This is a genomic window from Streptomyces sp. YKOK-I1, assembly GCF_054660435.1.
The window spans coordinates 548424-567371 of sequence record NZ_BAAGDR010000001.1 but is presented as its reverse complement, the minus strand read 5'-3'; the positions used below and the strand labels follow the sequence as shown (position 1 = coordinate 567371).

Annotated in this window: 14 protein-coding genes and 1 pseudogene; 10 read left to right on the top strand and 5 right to left on the bottom strand. The window is 70.6% G+C overall.

The genetic code is table 11. The features are described from left to right. Positions 1–12: 12 nt before the first annotated feature. The 3 genes from ACYQ8Q_RS02630 to ACYQ8Q_RS02620 all read left to right on the top strand — a co-directional run bounded on the left by ACYQ8Q_RS02630 (position 13) and on the right by ACYQ8Q_RS02620 (position 4335). Positions 13–462: an RpiB/LacA/LacB family sugar-phosphate isomerase gene (locus ACYQ8Q_RS02630; RefSeq protein WP_460061440.1), complete on the top strand. Its 450-nt coding sequence runs from the start codon at positions 13–15 to the stop codon at positions 460–462. Between the two features lie 171 nt (positions 463–633). Further along, positions 634–3018, top strand: coding sequence for a phosphoketolase family protein (locus ACYQ8Q_RS02625; protein ID WP_460061438.1), 2385 nt, complete (start codon positions 634–636; stop codon positions 3016–3018). Between the two features lie 339 nt (positions 3019–3357). Continuing rightward, positions 3358–4335 (top strand): ATP-grasp domain-containing protein, encoded by a 978-nt coding sequence (locus ACYQ8Q_RS02620; protein WP_460061437.1) that lies wholly within the window; start codon positions 3358–3360, stop codon positions 4333–4335. On the opposite strand, the gene ACYQ8Q_RS02615 is transcribed toward ACYQ8Q_RS02620, so the two are convergent. Beyond that, positions 4319–6274, bottom strand: a complete 1956-nt coding sequence (locus ACYQ8Q_RS02615) for a PAS domain S-box protein (RefSeq protein WP_460061434.1) — start codon at positions 6272–6274, stop codon at positions 4319–4321. The genes ACYQ8Q_RS02620 and ACYQ8Q_RS02615 overlap by 17 nt on opposite strands. Before the next feature lie 178 nt (positions 6275–6452). Here ACYQ8Q_RS02615 and ACYQ8Q_RS02610 point away from each other — a divergent pair, with 178 nt between their 5' ends. After that, positions 6453–7322 carry a fructosamine kinase family protein gene (locus ACYQ8Q_RS02610; RefSeq protein WP_460061432.1) on the top strand — a complete coding sequence of 290 codons (870 nt, stop codon included), beginning with the start codon at positions 6453–6455 and terminating at the stop codon, positions 7320–7322. Positions 7323–7337: 15 nt separating this feature from the next. Here ACYQ8Q_RS02610 and ACYQ8Q_RS02605 read toward each other — a convergent pair whose 3' ends face one another. Continuing rightward, positions 7338–7703, bottom strand: a complete 366-nt coding sequence (locus ACYQ8Q_RS02605; protein WP_460061429.1) for a DUF6479 family protein — start codon at positions 7701–7703, stop codon at positions 7338–7340. Positions 7704–7869: 166 nt separating this feature from the next. On the opposite strand from ACYQ8Q_RS02605, the pseudogene ACYQ8Q_RS02600 reads away from it, so the two are divergent. Continuing rightward, positions 7870–8190, top strand: a pseudogene (locus ACYQ8Q_RS02600) (ferredoxin); the annotation flags it as partial. Between the two features lie 6 nt (positions 8191–8196). On the opposite strand, the gene ACYQ8Q_RS02595 reads toward ACYQ8Q_RS02600, so the two are convergent. Beyond that, positions 8197–10095, bottom strand: coding sequence for a PE-PGRS family protein (locus ACYQ8Q_RS02595; protein WP_460061427.1), 1899 nt, complete (start codon positions 10093–10095; stop codon positions 8197–8199). A gap of 114 nt (positions 10096–10209) precedes the next feature. Here ACYQ8Q_RS02595 and ACYQ8Q_RS02590 point away from each other — a divergent pair, with 114 nt between their 5' ends. Continuing rightward, positions 10210–11388, top strand: coding sequence for an acyl-CoA dehydrogenase family protein (locus tag ACYQ8Q_RS02590; protein ID WP_460073140.1), 1179 nt, complete (start codon positions 10210–10212; stop codon positions 11386–11388). 134 nt (positions 11389–11522) lie between these two features. Here ACYQ8Q_RS02590 and ACYQ8Q_RS02585 read toward each other — a convergent pair whose 3' ends face one another. After that, positions 11523–12620, bottom strand: a complete 1098-nt coding sequence (locus ACYQ8Q_RS02585) for a HEAT repeat domain-containing protein (RefSeq protein ID WP_460061425.1) — start codon at positions 12618–12620, stop codon at positions 11523–11525. Positions 12621–14100: 1480 nt separating this feature from the next. Here ACYQ8Q_RS02585 and ACYQ8Q_RS02580 point away from each other — a divergent pair. Further along, entirely contained in the window at positions 14101–14598 is a 498-nt protein-coding gene (locus ACYQ8Q_RS02580) for an aldehyde dehydrogenase family protein (RefSeq protein WP_460061424.1), read from the top strand. A gap of 739 nt (positions 14599–15337) precedes the next feature. Then, positions 15338–15913 (top strand): hypothetical protein, encoded by a 576-nt coding sequence (locus tag ACYQ8Q_RS02575; protein ID WP_460061422.1) that lies wholly within the window; start codon positions 15338–15340, stop codon positions 15911–15913. A gap of 140 nt (positions 15914–16053) precedes the next feature. Here ACYQ8Q_RS02575 and ACYQ8Q_RS02570 read toward each other — a convergent pair whose 3' ends face one another. Further along, the gene (locus ACYQ8Q_RS02570; protein WP_460061420.1) at positions 16054–16677 is read right to left on the bottom strand and encodes a hypothetical protein; all 624 of its coding nucleotides are present in this window, start codon (positions 16675–16677) and stop codon (positions 16054–16056) included. 114 nt (positions 16678–16791) lie between these two features. Between ACYQ8Q_RS02570 and ACYQ8Q_RS02565 the strand changes: the two genes are divergently transcribed. Together ACYQ8Q_RS02565 and ACYQ8Q_RS02560 are read left to right on the top strand one after the other, a co-directional pair. After that, positions 16792–18390 carry an ISL3 family transposase gene (locus ACYQ8Q_RS02565; RefSeq protein ID WP_460061419.1) on the top strand — a complete coding sequence of 533 codons (1599 nt, stop codon included), beginning with the start codon at positions 16792–16794 and terminating at the stop codon, positions 18388–18390. 45 nt (positions 18391–18435) lie between these two features. Next, complete coding sequence (locus ACYQ8Q_RS02560) at positions 18436–18912, top strand: DUF6924 domain-containing protein (protein WP_460061416.1); 477 nt, start codon at positions 18436–18438, stop codon at positions 18910–18912. Positions 18913–18948: the final 36 nt, after the last annotated feature.

The following is an 18948-nucleotide window of genomic DNA, read 5'->3' as shown; positions in this document are numbered from 1 at the left end:
AGGCTCCCGGACATGCGGATCTCCGTCTCCTCGGACATGGACGAACCCGTGGCCCGCGCCCTCGTCTCGGAGCTGCGCGGTCGCGGGCACGACGTCGTGACCCACGGCGCGCTGCGCCCCGGCGACGACCCGCAGTGGGCGGTGTGCTCGGAGGTGGCGGCGCGGGACGTGTCCGCCGGGATCTCGGAGCAGGCCGTGGTGTGCTGCTGGACCGGCACGGGCGCGTCGATCGCCGCCAACAAGGTGCCCGGTGTGCGGGCCGCCCTGTGCGCCGACGCCTACACCGCCGACGGCGCCCGCCGCTGGAACGACGCGAACGTCCTCGCCCTCAGCCTGCGTCTGACGTCCGAGCCGCTGCTCAAGGAGATCCTGGACGCCTGGTTCGGCGCGGAGCCCAGCCCGGACGCCGAGGACCGCCGCAACGTGCGGCACATCGCCGGCCTCGACACGGACCGGGCCTAGGGACCCCGCCCCGAAGCGCCCGCCCCGGCAGCACCCCTCGCCCCTTAAGGACGCATCCGCTCGGCCGTATGGGCCGGTCGGCCCTGTCGGGTGCCCGCAGGACCGGACAGAGTGGGGAGGTACGGACCGGCACGCACCTGCGCGCGACCCCCATCCGGAAGGGAACCCGTGATGCCCGTCGAACCGCAGCAGTCCTCCGTCCGGCTGTCCGACGACGAGCTCAGGACACTGCACGCCCACTGGCGCGCCGCGAACTACCTGTCCGTCGGCCAGATCTACCTCATGGCCAACCCGCTGCTCACCGAGCCGCTGCGCCCCGAGCACGTCAAGCCGAGGCTGCTCGGCCACTGGGGCACCTCACCGGGCCTCAACCTCGTGTACACCCACCTCAACCGGGTGATCCGGGGCCGTGATCTGAACGCCCTGTGCGTATGGGGCCCCGGGCACGGCGGCCCGGCGGTGGTCGCCAACTCCTGGCTGGAGGGGTCGTACACCGAGACCTATCCCGACGTCACCCGGGACGCGCCCGGCATGGCCCGGCTGTTCCGGCAGTTCTCCTTCCCCGGCGGCATCCCCAGCCATGTCGCCCCCGAGACGCCCGGCTCGATCCACGAGGGCGGCGAGCTCGGCTACTCCCTCTCCCACGCCTACGGCGCCGCGCTCGACAACCCCGACCTGCTGGTGGCCTGTGTGATCGGCGACGGCGAGGCGGAGACCGGGCCGCTGGCCGCCTCCTGGCACTCCAACAAGTTCCTGGACCCGGTCCACGACGGCGCGGTCCTGCCCATCCTCCACCTCAACGGCTACAAGATCGCCAACCCGACCGTGCTGGCCCGCATCCCCGAGCCGGAACTCGACGAGCTGCTGCGCGGATACGGCCACGACCCCATCCACGTCACCGGCGACGAGCCGTACGCCGTCCACCGCGCGATGGCGCAGGCCATGGACACCGCCCTGGACCGCATCGCCGCCCTGCAACGCGCCGCCCGGGTGGAGGGCGCCGGGGAGCGGCCGCGCTGGCCCGTCATCGTGCTGCGCACCCCGAAGGGCTGGACCGGGCCCGCCCATGTCGACCGGCTGCCCGTGGAGGGCACCTGGCGCGCCCACCAGGTCCCGCTGTCCGCCGTCCGGGACAACCCCGACCACCTGCGCCAGCTGGAGGCCTGGCTGCGCTCCTACCGGCCCGAGGAACTCTTCGACGCCCACGGCGCACCCCGCCTCGACGTCCTCGCCTGCGTCCCCGACGGCCCCCGCCGCCTCGGCGCCACCCCGCACGCCAACGGCGGACTCCTCCTGCGTGAACTCCCCCTGCCCGCCCTCGACTCCTACGCCGTCCCGGTCGACAAGCCCGGCACGACCCTGCACGAACCCACCCGGGTGCTCGGCCAGTTGCTCGAGGACGTCATGCGGTCCACCGCCGGGCGCCGGGACTTCCGGCTGGTCGGCCCCGACGAGACCGCCTCCAACCGCCTCCAGGCCGTCTACGGCGCGAGCGGCAAGGCATGGCAGGCGCAGACCCTCCAGGGCGACGAACACCTCGACCGGCACGGCCGGGTGATGGAGATCCTCTCCGAACACACCTGCCAGGGCTGGCTGGAGGGCTACCTCCTGACGGGTCGTCACGGTCTGTTCTCCTGCTACGAGGCGTTCGTGCACATCGTGGACTCCATGGTCAACCAGCACATCAAATGGCTGCGGGTGACCCGGCGGCTGCCCTGGCGCGCCTCCATCGCCTCCCTCAACTACCTGCTCACCTCCCACGTCTGGCGCCAGGACCACAACGGCTTCTCCCACCAGGACCCCGGTTTCGTCGACCACATCCTCAACAAGAGCCCCGAAGCCGTACGGGTGTATCTGCCGCCGGACGCCAACACCCTGTTGTCCGTCGCGGACCACGCCCTGCGCAGCCGCGACTACGTCAACGTCATCGTGGCCGGCAAGCAGCCCTGCTTCGACTGGCTGTCCATGGACGCCGCCCGGGTCCACTGCGCCCGCGGCGCCGGGATCTGGGACTGGGCCGGCACCGAGAACGGCAGCCGTGAGCCCGACGTCGTTCTCGCCTGCGCCGGGGACGTCCCGACCCAGGAGGTGCTGGCCGCCGCCCAGTTGCTCCGCCGCAACCTGCCCGAACTCGCGGTCCGTGTCGTCAACGTCGTCGACATCGCCCGCCTCATGCCGAGCGACGAACACCCGCACGGCATGAGCGACTTCGAGTACGACGGACTGTTCACCGTGGACAAGCCGGTGATCTTCGCCTACCACGGCTACCCGTGGCTCATCCACCGTCTTGCCTACCGGCGCGCCGGGCACGGCAACCTGCACGTGCGCGGCTACAAGGAGATCGGCACCACCACCACGCCGTTCGACATGGTGGTCCGCAACGACCTCGACCGCTACCGCCTCGTCATGGACGTCATCGACCGGGTCCCCGGACTCGCGGTGCGCGCGGCGGCCGTACGCCAGCGGATGGAGGACGCCCGGCTGCGCCACCATGACTGGATCCGGGTCCACGGCACCGACCTCCCCGAGGTCGCGGACTGGTCCTGGGGCGGCTGAGACGGCAGGTCACGGGCGGCCGGGCAGGGCGCACGATCGGGGGCGGACGGCGCAGACCGTGGGGCAGGAGGACGGCGCGTGTGCGCCCTGGCACGGCGCCTCGCCCGGTGCTTACAGTGGTCGGCCAGCCCTGCACGCGGATCCGGCGGGGCGACATCCCCGTGGTCCCGGCCGGGCGTCCGCCCGGCCCCCCGGTTCGGCTCCCGCACACCGGCGCGGCTCCCAGGGCGACCGGCGCGAGGACCGCCCGCGCGACAGGCACCATCCGTGACACCGCACGCACCGCGCGCACGAGGGCACCCGCGGCGCGAGCGCGCGTCGACACCACTGGAGGCCGCTGTGTCCCGACCGAGCATCGCCCTGATCGCCGATCCCACCTCGTCCGAAGGCTGCCGGGAGTACCTCGCCGACGCGGTGGAACTGCTCACCGGCGCCCCGCCCGTCCGTGTCGACTCCCGGCACTTCGCGACCGGCGGCCGCGGCCGCGGCGTCCGCGACGGGGGCCGGTTACGGCTCCAGGTCCCCGAGGAGCGGCTGGACTTCGTCCCCGACGTCGTCCTGCTCTACGAGATTCCCCCGCACCGCCGGCGGGACCTCGCCGCCTTCCAGGAACTCCTGGCGACCCATGACGTGGTGACGCTGGGCACCGGAGCAGAGGCCTGGCGGACGGCGACGGAGAAGAACCTCACCGTCGCCCGCTTCCGCCGGGACGGCATCGCCCAGATGGAGACCGTGGTCCTGTCCCGGCCCTCCGTCTGGGAGGCGGCCGACGTGTTCGACCGGCTCGGCGGCGACACCTGGGCCCGGCCCGTCGTCGGCACCGGCGGCGACGACACCTTCCACGTCACCACCCCCGACCTGCTGGAGTACGCCACCGCCTACTACGCCGAGCACGGCACCGACTGGATGCTCTCCCGCGACGCGGGCAACATCACCGCCGACGGACTGCGCCACCAGTTCCGGGTCTTCGTCCTCGGCGGGCAGGTCGTGCACGCCCGTGAGCACCTCCAGCCGGAACCCGACACCCCCTGCAACACCTGCCGGGGCGCCACCCCCGTCCACATCGACCCGCCCGACCTGCCGCCGCGCCTGACCGAGCTGGCCGTCGCGGCAACGGCCTCGGTCGGGCTGCCGTTCGCCGGCGTCGATCTGGCGGTCGAGAACGGCGGGGTCGTCTTCGAGGTCAACGTCCAGCCCGCGTTCGTCGACGGGCGGGTCGAGGTGGAGAAGGTGGCCGTGCCCTACGTCCAGGCCCATCTCGACGCCTTCGAACTGGCGCGCGGCGGCCCGTCCCGGGGGCTCACAGCCTCAGCGTGAACCAGGTGGTCTTGCCCTCGTCCGTCGGCCGCACACCCCAGCCGGCGGCGAGGGCCCGGACCAGGATCAGGCCCCGCCCCGACTCCTCCTCCTCGGCCGCCAGCCGGGGCTGGGGCAGCTGCGGGCTGCGGTCGCTGACCTCGACGGTGAGATCGGTGGCCGTGCGGTGCAGATGCAGCCCGATCGGGCCCTCGGCGTGCAGCACGGCGTTGGTCAGCGTCTCCGACAGCAGCAGCAGCGCGTCGTCGGTGCGGGTCGCGCAGTTCCACGAGGCCAGCGTGTGGCGCAGGAAGGCGCGCCCCTGCGGAACGGACGACGGATCGGCCGCCAGATCGGTGGTGACCGCCGCCAGCGGCGGCTCCGGAAGCCGGGCGAACAGCAGGGTCACATCGTCGTTGTGGCTGTCGGCGTCCGGCAGCAGACCCGCCAGCACCTGGTCGGCGGCGGCCTCCAGCGACGGCGTCGCGGAGAACATGCCCTCCAGCAGGACGGTGAGTTCGTCGATCCTGAACTCGATGTCGCTGCCCGGCGTCTCCACCAGCCCGTCCGTGTACAGCACCAGCGTGGCGCCCGGCGGTATCTCGGTGCTGGACTGCTCGTAGAGCACGTCGCCGACCCCGAGCGGCGCGTTCACCGGGCAGGGCAGTGCGGTGATGCCGTCGCCCACCCCCGCCACCAGCACCGGCAGATGACCCGCCGAACAGACGGTGACCGTGCCCGCGTCCGGGGCGATGACGAGATAGCAGCAGGTGACGAGCTGATCGGGGACGTCGAGATCGGCGACGCAGGTGTCCAGCGCCCGCATCAGCTGACGCGGCTGCATCCCGGTCTTCGCCAGCGCGTGCGCCGCCGACCGCAACTGGCCCATCACGGCGGCCGCTTCGAGCCCGCGGCCCATCACGTCACCGATCAGCACGCCCACCCGGTCGGCGCCCAGCGGGATCAGGTCGAACCAGTCGCCGCCCACTCCGGCGCCCTGGGTGGCCGGCCGGTAGCGGCTCGCCGTGTCCAGGCCCGGCAGTGCGGGCGGCGTGCCCATCAGACTGCGCTGCAAGGTGAGCGCGATGTGCCGCTGCTGCTCCAGGAGCGCCGTGAGTTCGGCCTCGGCGCGCTTGCGGTCGCTGATGTCCCGCACAATCGCGCACGCCCCCACCACCGTGCCGTGCGTGTCCCGGGTCGGCCACAGCGTCACGTCCACGTCCAGCAGCTCTCCCGTGCTGGTCAGCCGTAGCGTCTCGAAGTGCTCGACCTTCTCGCCGTGCCGCAGCCGCTTCAGCAGGGACCGGACCTCGCCCCGCAGCTCCGGCGGTGCCAGCACCGAGACATGACGCCCTATCACCTCCTCGGCCGTGTAGCCGTACAGCCGTTGCGCGGCCGCGTTCCAGTAGGTGATGTACCCGTCGAGGGTCTTCGCGAGGATCGCGTCCTGCGAGGACTCCACCAGCGCGGCGAGCTCGTTGATCCGGGCCTCGGCCGCCTTGCGGTCGCTGACGTCCCGCACGGCCGCCGACACCAGCAGCCCGTCGGCCGTCTCCAGCGGACTGAGGCTGATCTCCACGGGGAACTCGGTGCCGTCCTTGCGGAGTCCGTGCAGTTCCAGCCCGGCGCCCATCGGCCGCACCTGACGGTTGGCCGTGTAGGCGCCCCGGTGCCCGGTGTGCTGGTCGCGGAAGCGGTCCGGGATGAGCAACTCGACCGGATGGCCGAGGAGTTCCTCACGGCCGTAGCCGAACAGCGCCTCCGTCTGGGCGTTCACCAACCGGATGGCGCCCCGGTCGTCGACAATGACCATGGCGTCCGGCGCCGCCTCCAGCAGACCGCGGAAGCGCTCCTCGGCGCCGCTCGGCGCCCCGTCCGCTATGGGCGCACCACAGCCGCACCGTTTCTGCTGTGCCCTGCCCGAACGCAGCACGGGATCTGCCTGCATCACGTCGGCCATCTTCCACCTCACCCTGCGCGACGATTCAGGCCACTACAGCGCCTTTCGGTCGCCTCCGCTCCGGGAAGTCGTTTACTGTCCGTTCACTGTCCGAACCTGAACGTGAGGTCACGGGATGGCCGCGTGATGGCGAACGCAGTTCTGCGACTCGGGCGGGGCCCGCCGTACGCTCGTCCCCGTGCCCCCGCCCCACCGGCCCGACCCGGGCCCCGCCTCCGCCGCCTCCCGGCTCACCGGGAGATCCGTCCACCGGGTGCGCCCGCTGTCCGGGACGCTCTGGGAGGCCCTGCTCGACGACGGGCGCACGGTGATGCTCAAACGGGGCGGTCAGCGGGACGCCGTCCGGGCCGAGGCCGCCGGACTGCGCTGGCTCGCCGCGGCGGACACGGTACGGGTGCCCGACGTCCTCGGGGACGACGAGCGGTGGCTGGTGACCGAGCGGGTGGTGACCGGGGCGCCGGGCGCTCAGGCCGGCGTACGGTTCGGCAGGGACCTCGCCGCGCTGCACGCCGCGGGCGCCCCCGGCTTCGGCGCGCCCCCGCCGGGCGGCCCCGAGAACGCGTCCATCGGACGCGCCCCCTTGCGCAACACGGTCGGCGAGCACTGGCCGCGCTGGTACGCCGAGCACCGGGTGCTGCCCTATCTGCGTTCCGCGGTCGACGCCGGCACGGTGCGCCCCGCCGAGGCGGCCGACCTCGAACGCCTCTGCCTACGGCTGCCCGAGCTGGCCGGGCCCGCCGAGCCGCCCGCCCGGCTCCATGGCGACCTGTGGAACGGCAACGTCCTGTGGGGCGCCGACGGCCACGTCCGGATCATCGACCCGGCCGCGCACGGCGGCCACCGCGAGACCGACCTCGCGATGCTCGCCCTCTTCGGCTGCCCGTACCTGCGGCAGGTCCTCGACGGGTACGAACAGGTCGCCCCGCTCGCCGAGGGGTGGGCCGCGCGCGTCGGCGTGCACCAGCTTTTCCCGCTGCTGGTGCACGCCGTGCTGTTCGGGAGGCCCTACGCCGAGCAGGCGCTCGCGGTGGCCCGCACAGCCCTGTGACCCGTCTCCCGCTGTTCAGTGGGCGCCCAGTCCGCCTCCGCCGAACGAGCCGCTGCTGCCCTTGCTCCAACGGGGCCTGGTCTTGTCGGTGCTCGACCGGGTCTGGAGGTTGGTCAGCTCATAGGGGGTGAGGGGGCGTTCGCCCTTGGCCACGTGGGGCACCTCCTGGGACTCACGGTTCTCGCGGATCTCGTGCACCGCGCCGTCCGGCGGAAGGTGCGGCTGCTCCTCGGGACGCGGCCTCGGAGACTCGCGCGCCTTGACGCGCGCGCCGAACCAGAAGCTCCCGGCCAGCAGCGCCACCACGACGACCGCGACCAGGAACAGCACCAGGCTGATCAGGCCGCTCGCGGCGGCCAACTGCTCGCTTGCAGTACTCATAACGCCTCAATACCCCAGGAACAGGGCGCAAATCCCGCACCGCCCTACCCATTACTCAGCGTCGGCAAACCGGCACACAGGGCGTCCGCGGTGCGGGCACGCCCGCGTTCGACACGGTCCGCCCGGGCTACCCGCGACCCGTGACTTCGACGACGACCATGACCACGACTGCGCGCGGGCCTGCGCGCTCCGGGCGGGCCTGCTGGGTCAGGAGGGCACGGAACGGCTGCGGCTCCTGCGCCGCAAGGCCAACCTGTGCGCGGAGGTGTGCGACGCGACCTGCCGGGTGCCGGCCGAGGACACCCGTGTGGACGAGGCGGGCCTGCGCGTCCAGCTGGAGTGGTGCCGCCGCACCGTCTGCCTGGAGACCGCGCACGCCTTCGGGAGCCGGCGGGAACGACCGGTGCCGCCGGGCGCGGCGGAGACCGCCGAGGCCTGCCGCGCCTGCGCCCGGACCTGCACGGACCTCATGGCCACGCTGCGCTGAGCGCCGCTAGGCGAGCGCCGCGCGCGCCTCCTCGATGATCCGCCGCATAACCGGCACGGGCAGCCCCGGATGCCGGGCCGCCGCCGCGCGGACGGTGTCGAAGGGATCGCTGAGCAGCCGTACGGCCGAAGCGGCCGACAGCCGGGGGTCGTTTGCCGCCCGCGCCCGCACCTCCTCGCTCGGGTCCCGGCCAAGGCGCTCCACCAGCTCGGGCGTCGCGTCCGGGTCGTCCGGCGCCAGCCGCCGCATCCGGGGGCTGGGGTCGTCGGCGTACCGGAGCAGATCGTGGCGCGGGAAGTTCGGGTGGCCGTGCGGTCGGTCCGGGTGGCTGAAGCTGCCGGTCCACCACCGCCACACCGACAGCAGCAGCTCGGCGGGCGCGTCCTCGCACGATTCGGCGAGGAAGAGATGGACGACCCGGTCCTCGTCCCGGGCCAGCCGCTCGACGACGTCCGCCGGAAGGTGCCGGGCCCGGGCGACGCTCCGGCGGACGATGGGGTGTGCCGAGGCGGCGAGGCGGCGCATGGCGTCGGGGTCGTCGTGCAGCGCCGCGACCCAGCCGAGATCGCGGGACATGCTCTGGGGCGCGAAGGGGAAGTCGATCCGGGCGCGTTCCTCCTCGCCGAGACGGGGGTGCACCGACGCCTGGAACCGGACGTCGCCGTCGGCGTCCTCACCGAGGAGCAGGAGCAGGTCGGTTTCCAGGAACGGGTTGCGTGCGAGGCCGCGGCGTCGCGCCGGGTCCTCGTCCCGCGCGAGCTGTTCGGCGAGGTCGCGCGCCAGCCGGCGGCCCTCCACCGCGCGGGTCCGCACACCTGCCTCCGCCGCCTCGAACACGGACCGGGGCATCGGATGGTCCTCGTGATACCGCAGCAGGGCGGCGGCGCGGACGCTGCCGTCGTCGTCGTGCAGCAGGCCCTCGCGCGTCCGCTCGTCCAGATGGGGCCAGGCCTGCCCGCAGACGGCGGCCCGCACACCGGCGTGGGAGTCCGCCGCCAGGGCGGTCAGGGCCGGAACCGGCAGCCCGGGCAGCCACGCCAGCTCCTCGCGGACCTCGAAGGAGGGGTCGGTGACGAGCCGCTCGCACACGCCGGAGGGAAGCCCCGTGCGCCGGGCCGTCCACACGAGGTACGCCCGGTACCGGACCTCGGTCTCGGCGACGATCAGGCGCCCCAGCTGCTCCTCGGTGAGGCTGGGCTGGTACTCGGCGAACCTCACCCGTACCCTCGCGTCCTCGTGGGCCATCGCCGCCTCGACCACCGCGGCCGACTGACGGTGGTACGGCAGGGCGCCGGACAGGCCCAGCAGCTCGATCCGCAGGTCGTCGGGGACGCCGGGGTTGCCGCCGAGGCTCTCCGCCCACAGCAGCCAGAACTTCCTCGGCACCTCCGCGAGCAGCGACTCCCAGGCCTCCTCCCGCTGGCGCGGGGTCTCCTCGGCGGCCTGGTGCGCCTCCTGCTCCACGCGCTCCGCGATCCTGTCCACCACCGTGATCCGGACGCCGTCCGCAGCCGCGGTCACCCCGAGCAGCGTGTCCCCGCCGACCGCCATGGCGACGAACTCCGCCTGCCCGTCCGGCGTCGGGCGCAGCCCGCCCGCGAGATCCCGTCCGGGCGTCAGCCGCACCCGCGCCCAGCGCCGGGGCCCGCTGCCGGAGCGTGGCCCGTCGGCCTCGACGAGGAACAGGCCGTCGCCGTCGAAGAAGCCGTTCTCCTCCGCGAGGCGGTGCCACCGCGCGTCGACCTCCGCCGGCCGGTCCCCCGGCAGGGTGACCAGTGGCGCGGTCTCCCCGGAGGTGACCCGGCGCCAGGCCTCATGGGGCGGCAGTGGTCCCTCGGAGTGCCAGGGATCCGCGATCTCGAGCCCCGCCCGCTCCAGCCGGGCACGCATGTCGTCAACCGTCATGGGACGACATCCTTCCCGCACCCGCCCTCTTCCCGCGCCGCCATTCCCAATTACTGGAACACGTTCTACCGTGTGCGCCGTCAGGACACCGGCCTGGGGAAGCCTGGAGGCGCCGTGCACCTCGACCACACGCCCGAGCAGCAGCGACTGCGCACCGAACTGCGCGCCTACTTCGCCGAGTTGGTGCCGCACAACGCCTACGCCCGGCACGCCGACCCGGTCGGCGCGAAACGCTTCTACCGCAAGACCATCCGCCGCCTCGGCGCGGACGGCTGGCTCGGCGTCGGCTGGCCGAAGGAGTACGGCGGCCGCGGCCTGACTCCGATCGAGCAGTTCATCTTCTTCGACGAGGCCGCCCAGGCCGGCGTACCGCTGCCGCTGATGGCCCTGAACACCGTCGGCCCGACGATCATGCAGTACGGCACCGACGAGCAGAAGGCGTACTTCCTGCCGAGGATCCTCTCCGGCGAGATCGACTTCGCCATCGGCTACAGCGAGCCCGACGCCGGCACCGACCTCGCCTCCCTCAAGACGCGCGCCGTGCGGGAGGGGGAGGAGTACGTCGTCAACGGCCAGAAGATCTGGACGACCAACGGAGACACGGCCGACTGGGTCTGGCTGGCGACCCGCACCGACCCCGCGGCCCCGCCCCACAAGGGCATCACCATGCTCCTGGTGCCGACGACCGACCCCGGCTACTCCTGCACGGTCATCCGCACCCTCGCCTCGCACGACACCACCGCCAGCTACTACGAGAACGTCCGCGTCCCCGTCACCCACCGGGTCGGCGCCGAGAACCAGGGCTGGCGGCTCATCACCAACCAGCTCAACCACGAACGCGTGACCCTGGCCGCGCACGGCACCATGGCGATCCGCGCCCTGCACGACGTCCAGCGCTGGGCCACCGAGACCAAGCTCGCCGACGGCCGCCGGGTCGTCGACCTGCCCTGGGTCCGCCACCGCCTCGCCCGGACCCATGTCAGGCTCGACGCCCTCAAGCTCCTCAACTGGCAGATGGTCGGCGCCCTCCAGAACGGCACCCTCACCCCGCAGGACGCCTCCGCCGTGAAGGTCTACGGCTCAGAGGCCCGCCGGGACGCCTACGCCTGGCTCCTGGAGATCGTCGCGGCCCCCGGCGCACTCCAGGAGGGCTCGGCGGGGGCGGTGCTCCACGGCGAACTGGAACGCGGCTACCGCTCCGCCGTGATCTTCACCTTCGGCGGCGGCAACAACGAGATCCAGCGGGAGATCATCTCCTGGATCGGCCTGGGGATGCCGCGGGTGCGGCGCTAGCCTGCTGTGACCACCGACGCTAGTTGTCACATACCGAGGATAGGTGGCACCGGGATGCGGAGGGATCGAGAATGCGGCTGAGCCGTGATGTCCTGTCCTCATTTATCTGGTCCGGTTCTCGCTGTACCTGTCAGTCAGAGCAGGGCTCGGATGGCGTCGCGCTGCTCCGGCAGGCCGGCTTCCCTGAGCCAGCGGATTTTGTTGCCAATGTTTCCCCAACAGTTGTCATTGGCGGTAACGGCTTGCAGAAGCTCCCGTTGTGCGGCCGACAGTGGCAGGCCGGGGCGGTAGCCGGTGGGGAAGGCTTTGACGAGCAGCGGACCCCAGTCGCGGTCGACGGTGTAGTCGCTGGCGAGCGGCATCAGGGCCATGGCCGCCGGGGCTAGGTCCTCAAAGGCGTCGACGCGGTCAAGGAGGGCCTTCAGGAGGGTGAAGCGGAGCCAGCCGTCGATCTGAGGGAGGGGGTCGGGGAACCAATGGTCTGCCTCGGCCGGGTTCTGTAGGGCTTCGAGCAGGACGGCGGTGGCGCGGGGCATGTGCGCGCATCCGGTGGCCAGAGCGGCGCAGGTGCGCACGGCTGGATCAGGATCGTTGAGGAGGCCGCTGGTGTCCTGGCCCCAGGCGCCCATTGCCAGAGCTGCGGAGGAGCGTTCTCGGCGGCTGCCGTCTGCTTCGAGAACGCTGCGCAGGCGGTGGGCGGCGCGGGGGACGAGTTCGGCGAGGTCGGGTGCCTTCAGAAGCAGGGTAACCGTTCCGAGGGCTGCCTCTCGGGTGTCTGGATGCGGATCGTCGAGGAACGGTTCGACCGCGTCGTAGAGCTCGGGTCGGATACTTCGGCATGCGCGGATCGCTTCGATCTCGTCTTCGTCCTCGCCGTCGTACTCATCCCCGTACTCGCCCTCGCTGCCGGGGTCCTCGCCGTAGGAGGCCGAGTCGGCGATCTGGCCGAGCCAGTCGAGTAGTGCAGCCCGCAGGGGCCGGGTCCGGTCGTCCCAGGGGAAGAAGCTCTCGTGCTCGGCCAAAGTCTGGGGGTGGGACAGGATCGCTGCAACGAACAGTGCGGCCGGCGGGGTGGAGCTGTACAGGGATCCTTGATGCAGCACGGACATATCGAGCATTCCCAATGCCTCGGCCTGCGCCTCGGGATCCTCGTTCAGGAGTTGGCGCAGGTACGGCGGGGTGTCCTCGGCGCTCCCATATGCATGCTGCAGGGCGTCCCATTCGGTTGCCACGAGCAGCTCTCTGGCCGTCGGAGGCAGTCCAGACCAGATCGGGGTGCCACGTTCCTCGTCACGATTCGTCACATGCACACCCTGCCGAACAGCACTGACAACCGGTTGCACCGGGGTGCCGGGGGGATTCCGCACGTACGCCTCACCTGTTGCCGACTTGAGCGGTTCTGTGAACCACTCCTCCGTGAAAGCCAGGTCGTTTGAGAAACACGAGCCTCCGCCTTCTCGATCGGCCTGGCGTCCCAGCAGGTCAACAGCTCGCACTCTGACAGATGCACTTTGACAGGACACGTGACCAGGCAGGTGGCACTTCGCCACGCGCACTGGGAACGCCGCCGACTCCCACTCCGGGGCAGGGCGGCTCCCAATCAAGATCGAGAACTTGCTGCATGCCGGGCCGCGAGTTCTCCGTCGGGACCGCGTCCGAGGCTGCCCGTAGGCGTACATCACCGGCAGCGGGTGTTCTGGCGGGGCTCTTCGAGATGTCGTTCGCGGATTCGAGGGCGGTGGGTGACTGAACCTGGATCGTGGTCGCTCTCGTGCAGGCCGGCGGAGGCGAGAAGGAAGTGGGTCAAGGCCTCGCCGACGGCGAGAGTGTTCAAGGGCATCACGCTGGGCGCGGGTACACCGGGGACGTATCGGGCCTGCTCGCGTTCGGCCTCAGAGTGCATCTCGACGGCGAGTTCGGTCGGGTCGATGAGGCCGGTGCACCACATGCAGCCGATGCCGGGGGTGATCAGGCGTGTGGCAGCGTGGATCTGCCCTCAGCGTGGCGGGACAACGACGTCTGTCGGTCACGGGCGAGCCGCGACTTCGCATCCACGCCCGCTGCGTTCCGCCAGCGTCCAGTGCAGTTCTCCCGGCGTTGAGTGCGCGCTCCAGGAGGCGATGTGACCTGCGGCCGTCAATCGGTCAAGTGCATCCGTGAACTCCGCTGTGGCCAGCCCGCACTCGCGTGCCAATCGATCCATTTCCGCTGTTCCGTAAGTGCGTTCGGGGGCGGTGTGGGACGTGAGGCACATGGCGATGAGCCGGGGAAGCGGTGCGCTGTCGGTACGGACGTGGCAAGCGGCTCGCAGCGCCCAGTCCGCGGCGGCGAGCCGGTCGGGGCGGGCTGGGTATTGGGCGAGGAGCCCGACGTCGAGGAGCTGGACGACCACCGCGACTGCGTTGGATCGCGACGTCGGTGGCGTCGCGGATAGCCATCGTGCCTGGTGGAGCTCCCGCCAGGAATCCGTGGCTGGTTCCAGGCGAAGGCTGCGCAGTACCCCGCGTGGCAGGCGGACTTGAGCTGAGTCGTTCATGCGTAAGGCGCATTGCAAGGCGATCAGTCGGGCGGCGGGTCCGGTATTAGCCGGCAGCGCGGAGGCGAGGTAGTTGAGCATCTCCCGTACCCGGGTCCGCGTGTCCGGGCCTCTGAGGTCTCGGCGCTTTCGGTACGTGTCCGCATACACCGGCGGCTCTGTCGCGGCATTGATGAATGTGTCGGGAACGTACCCCGCTCCTGGTTCACCGGTCCCTCGCCGACGAATTCGCGGAACGCTGCGCCAAGGCGGCCGCTGCCATGCGGCTCGGCCCGGGCAGCGCCCCGGACACCGAACTCGGCCCGCTGGTCAGCGCCGAGCACCGGCAGCACGTGGACAACCGGGTTCGCAGTGGCATCGCCGAAGGCGCCCAGCTCCTCACCGGCGGTTCCCCGGCCGACGACCTGGCCGGCTTCTTCTACCGCCCGACCGTCTTCACCGACGTCCGCGACGACATGCGGATCGCCCGTGAGGAGATCTTCGGGCCGGTCCTGTCCATCCTTCCGTATGACGACGAGGACGAAGCCGTCGTCCGCGCCAACGACACCGAGTACGGCCTGGCAGCAGCCGTATGGACCCGTGACGTGGCCGCCGCCCACCGAGTGGCCGGTGCCGTCCACGCCGGAACCGTGTTCATCAACATGGCCGGCCCTCTGGACGCCGCCGCACCCTAGGGAGGGTTCAAGTCCAGCGGCTGGGGGCGGGAGATGGGCTCCGGAGCCATCGACCTCTACACGGAGGTGAAGAGCGTCTGGACGTCGCTCGCCTGAACGGCCTCATGTCCCCAATGGCTCCAGTCAGGGGCTGCGTTCTTGGCGGACCTCGTGCGGCCGAGGTCTGGTGCGCAGGAAAAGGGGGTTGATACTGGTGGGCTCTCGTATTCAACTGTCACCAGTTCTCCGGAGAACCCAACCCATCGGTGACCGTGTGTGATCACCAGCGGAGAATCGGCTCCACGTCCCGCCGGTCTCCTTGAGGAGGTGGCTGGCGGCCTTGTTGTGGTAGGCGAGAGCGTCCGCGACGACGGGGCGGGCAGCTCAGGGAGTTGTTGTCGGATGGCAGCGCCGCGGGTGGCGGCAACCGGAACGCCGATCTCGCCCAGGAGTGCGGACAGGTGGTCGGGGCGGGCTGGCCTGCCCTGCGGGCGGGATGCCTGGTTGCCTACCTGGTGGTCGCGTTCGAGGAACAGGAACACGGGGATAGGAACTGAGGTGTCGGTAATGCCGATAGCGTCCAAAGAGGGCAACCAACTCTCGTAGCGCTATTGACATCACCAGGGGGGACATGACCGACAACTCAGAGCGGCGGATTCGAGTGCGGCTCGCACGACAGCGGTCTGGGCCCGACCGAGTCAGGGCTCGCCTGCGGGAAGAGGGATCGCTCAGGTGGTGGCGCCGCATTCCCTGGGTGCATGTGGGAACCACTGTGGGCGTAGTTGGTGCTGCCGGTGGCCTCATTTTCACTGGTATCGCCACGTATTACAGCGCCAAAGTGGCCCAAGAACAGCTCGAACAGTCCCGAGAGGACAGCGGGCAGAGAGAGCGCGAACAAGCAGCCCGAGTCACCTACTGGATGGAGGGTTCCTTCTGGGGCGGGACCGAGCGGATTCACGTCGTCAACCGGTCTCCCGACGCTGTGTCCGGCATCCAGATCACGCTGCGCGTAACGAAGGACAAGGAGAAATGGGAGGCATATACCCTCGTCGACAGGGGCTTACGCCCTTGCTCCGAGATCGTGTTCGATCCAGCCAGGTTGCATCTCACGGAGTTGGGGGATGACGCGAAGCTATCGCTGACAGAGGTGGGATGGGACGTTGAGAGCCTCCACTTCATGGACCGAACCGGACAGTTGTGGTCCCGTACCGAAACAACCCTGTCCAAGTCGGCGGGGAGAAGCGGTGTTGGTGACGCAGACGACGACACGGGCGTTGTCACCCCGGACGGGCCCCCTAAGATCAAGCCAGTGGATCCCTGCGGCTCGGACGCGTGACAGCAGGCACCGAGGTCCTTTGCCCGGCCGGGCGATCCAGCGGGGGTTCATCACCCTCATGTCACGTCGTCTGGCCCGGCAGCACCGCGAGCACCGGGGCGGTCCCTGCCACCCGGGGTCCTACTGGTGAGCTCGCCTATTCAGCTGTCGTCAGTTCTGCCTGGGGTCCAGCCTGATGGTGACCGTAGGTGGTTCCCGGCGGCGTACCGGCTCCAGGTGCCTCCGGCTTGGGCGGCCAGCTTGGCGGTGGTGACCTGGTGGTAGCCGAGAGCGTCGGCGACGACAGGGGCGGGCATCTCCAGGACGTGCTCGCGGATCGCGGAGACCCGGCCGGCGGTGGTGGGGATGCCGAGGTCGTTGACTAGAGCAGAGAGGGCGTCGGGGTGCATTGGCTGCCCGGCCCGGCGTCCGGGGAACAGCCAGCGTGAGGCGCGGTTCGTCGCGGTGTTCATGTTGTCCCGGTTGGGGATCCATCTGATCAGGAGATCGGCGACCGGGGCGGGGACCGGGGATGGTGGTTCGCCGAGTCGTAGGAGGACCTGGTCGTCGTCGTGGATCACGTCGTCGATGGTGAGGCGGACGACGCGGCTGAGCGGTTGCGCGTAGAGCAGGACGATGGCGGCCGCGACCCGGGGCCGCAGCGGCAGGTCATGGTCGGTCAGGACGCGGCCGAGCAGGTCCACGCGCTCGTGCTGCGGGAGGGGCGACGCCTGGCGGATCACCGCGGCCGGCAGTCGAAAGCGCCGGGTGAGCTTGCTGGCCACGCACCACAGCAGGAAGGGTGTCGGCGTACACGTGAACGGGCTCTGTCCGCAGTTCCGTGAATCCCCAGGTCAGCGTGGTGAGCGAGGGATCGTTTCGGCAGAGTATGTCCCGGCATGGCGAGCAAGACGGTCGAGGCTGTGCTGTTTCCCGGGATCGATGTGCGAGTGGAGCGCGTCAGCGACTCCTCCGACGTCCTGGTGGTGGAGGCGGTGTCCACAGCTCGCCCGGGCCAGTGCCCGGACTGCCGGAAACAGGCGAGGCGCACGCACAGCTCGTATCAACGCACCCTGAATGAAAGGCCGTTGGGCTCTCACCGGGTCGTCATCCGGCTGCGGGTTCGCCGATACTTCTGTGACCGGAAGATCTGTTCCCGCAAGACGTTCGTGGAGCAGGTACCAGGCCTGTCCGAGCGGCACCGTCGCTCCAGCACCGGGCTGACAGGCTGGCTACGATCGATCGCGATCGAGCTCGGCGGACGTCCGGCCGCACGGTTGTGCCGCCGCCTGCGGCTGGCCGCGGGCCGGACGCGGCTGCTCAGGCTACTGACGGCGCCGACGGTGCCGGACCGCGCGCCGCGGGTGCTGGGGGTGGACGAGTTCGCCTTCCGCAAGGGCTGCACCTACGGCACCGTGCTGGTCGACGTCGAGGCCGGCCGGGTCGTGGACGTGCTGCCCGACCGCACCTCGGAGACGTTCGCGGCCTGGCTCACCGAGCATCCCCGCGCCGAGATCATCTGCCGGGACCGGGCCACCGCCTACACCAAGGCAGTCAAGGAAGCCGCCCCTCACGCCCTCGAAGTGGCCGACCGGTGGCACCTGTTGCAGAACCTGTCCGCAGCGGTGGAGAAGACCTGTCACCAGCATCGCGACTGCCTGCGCAAACGTGCCGAGGAGGAGACGGTGACCGAGGTGCCAGAGCCGCCCACAATGCTGTTACCGCCCACGGAACTGCCCCGCACCCAGATCATCGAACGCACCCGCCACCGCTACGAGGACATCCACCGCCTGCTGGAGAAACGCTGGACGATCAGCGCCATCGCCCGCCGTCTCAACCTCGACCGCAAGACCGTGCGCCGATTCCGCGACACTGCTCTCGACGAGCTGCTGGCCTCCGCCCGCGAGCGCCGCCCCAACGGCGTCCTGGAGCCGTTCAAGGCATACCTCAACGCCCGCTTCACCGAAGCCCAAGGCCAGGCCAGCGGCACCCAGCTCTTCATGGAGATCCATGCTCGCGGCTACCGCGGCAGCCGCCAGGTCGTCCGCAAACACCTCGCCGCCCTCCGCGCGGGCACCGCCGAACCGGTCCGGGCCGACATTCCCAGCCCCCGCAAGATCACCTCGTGGATCATGAGGCCCCGGGAGACGCTCACCGAGAGCCAGGACGAGCGGCTCCTTCAAGTCCGGCTCGCCTGCCCGGACATCACCCGGGCCTGCGATCTTGCTCGGGCGTTCGCCGACATGGCCCGTCACCGGCGCGGGTACCTGTTACTGGAGTGGATCCGGCAGGCCGAGCAGGACGCACCGAAGCCCATGAGGGGCTTCGCCGGCTTCCTCCGCCAGGACCTCGACGCAGTGACCGCCGGCCTGACCCTGCCCTGGAGCTCAGGAGCCGTCGAGGGAAACGTGAACCGGGTGAAGACGCTCAAGCGGGCTATGTACGGCCGAGCCTCGTTCGAACTCCTCCGGACCCGCATCCTCGGAAACGGCCCATGAGACAGTCGGGCAAGGCTCACCGATCGTTACCGAGGAGAAGGATCCATGAGAGCGTTGCCCGCCGTCACGGGCCGAGATGAGTTCGATGCCCTGGTCGTCAGAACCGACTACCTCGACGACCAGGTGTGGCAGGACGTGGCGGCGGCGCTGACGGAGCCCTGGGGAGACAGACAGTACGAGGCAGACGTCCACTTCATCGACGATCCGGCCTGGTCAGGGGCGACCGTTGACGAGGTGCTGACGGCAGTCCGCGGCGACGACAACCTGGCCGTCGTCTTTCTTGCCGACCGTACAACCATGCAGGCCAAGAGCCACCCGCTACTGGCGGTCACCACGCTGACGCGGGAGGAATGCGTGGACGAAGAAGACTACGAACAACTGACCGAGTTCGGTCGTGATTTCCGCATCATCCCCGCAAGCCTCCACGAGGTCCACGCGAACCTGAGCATCGGGAACCTGGGCTTCGAGGAGTTTGCGGCATGGGCTCACGATGATCTCGAGGGGATCTTCCGGTCCTTCTGAACGGGTTCACGGAACTGCGGACAGAGCCCGTGAACG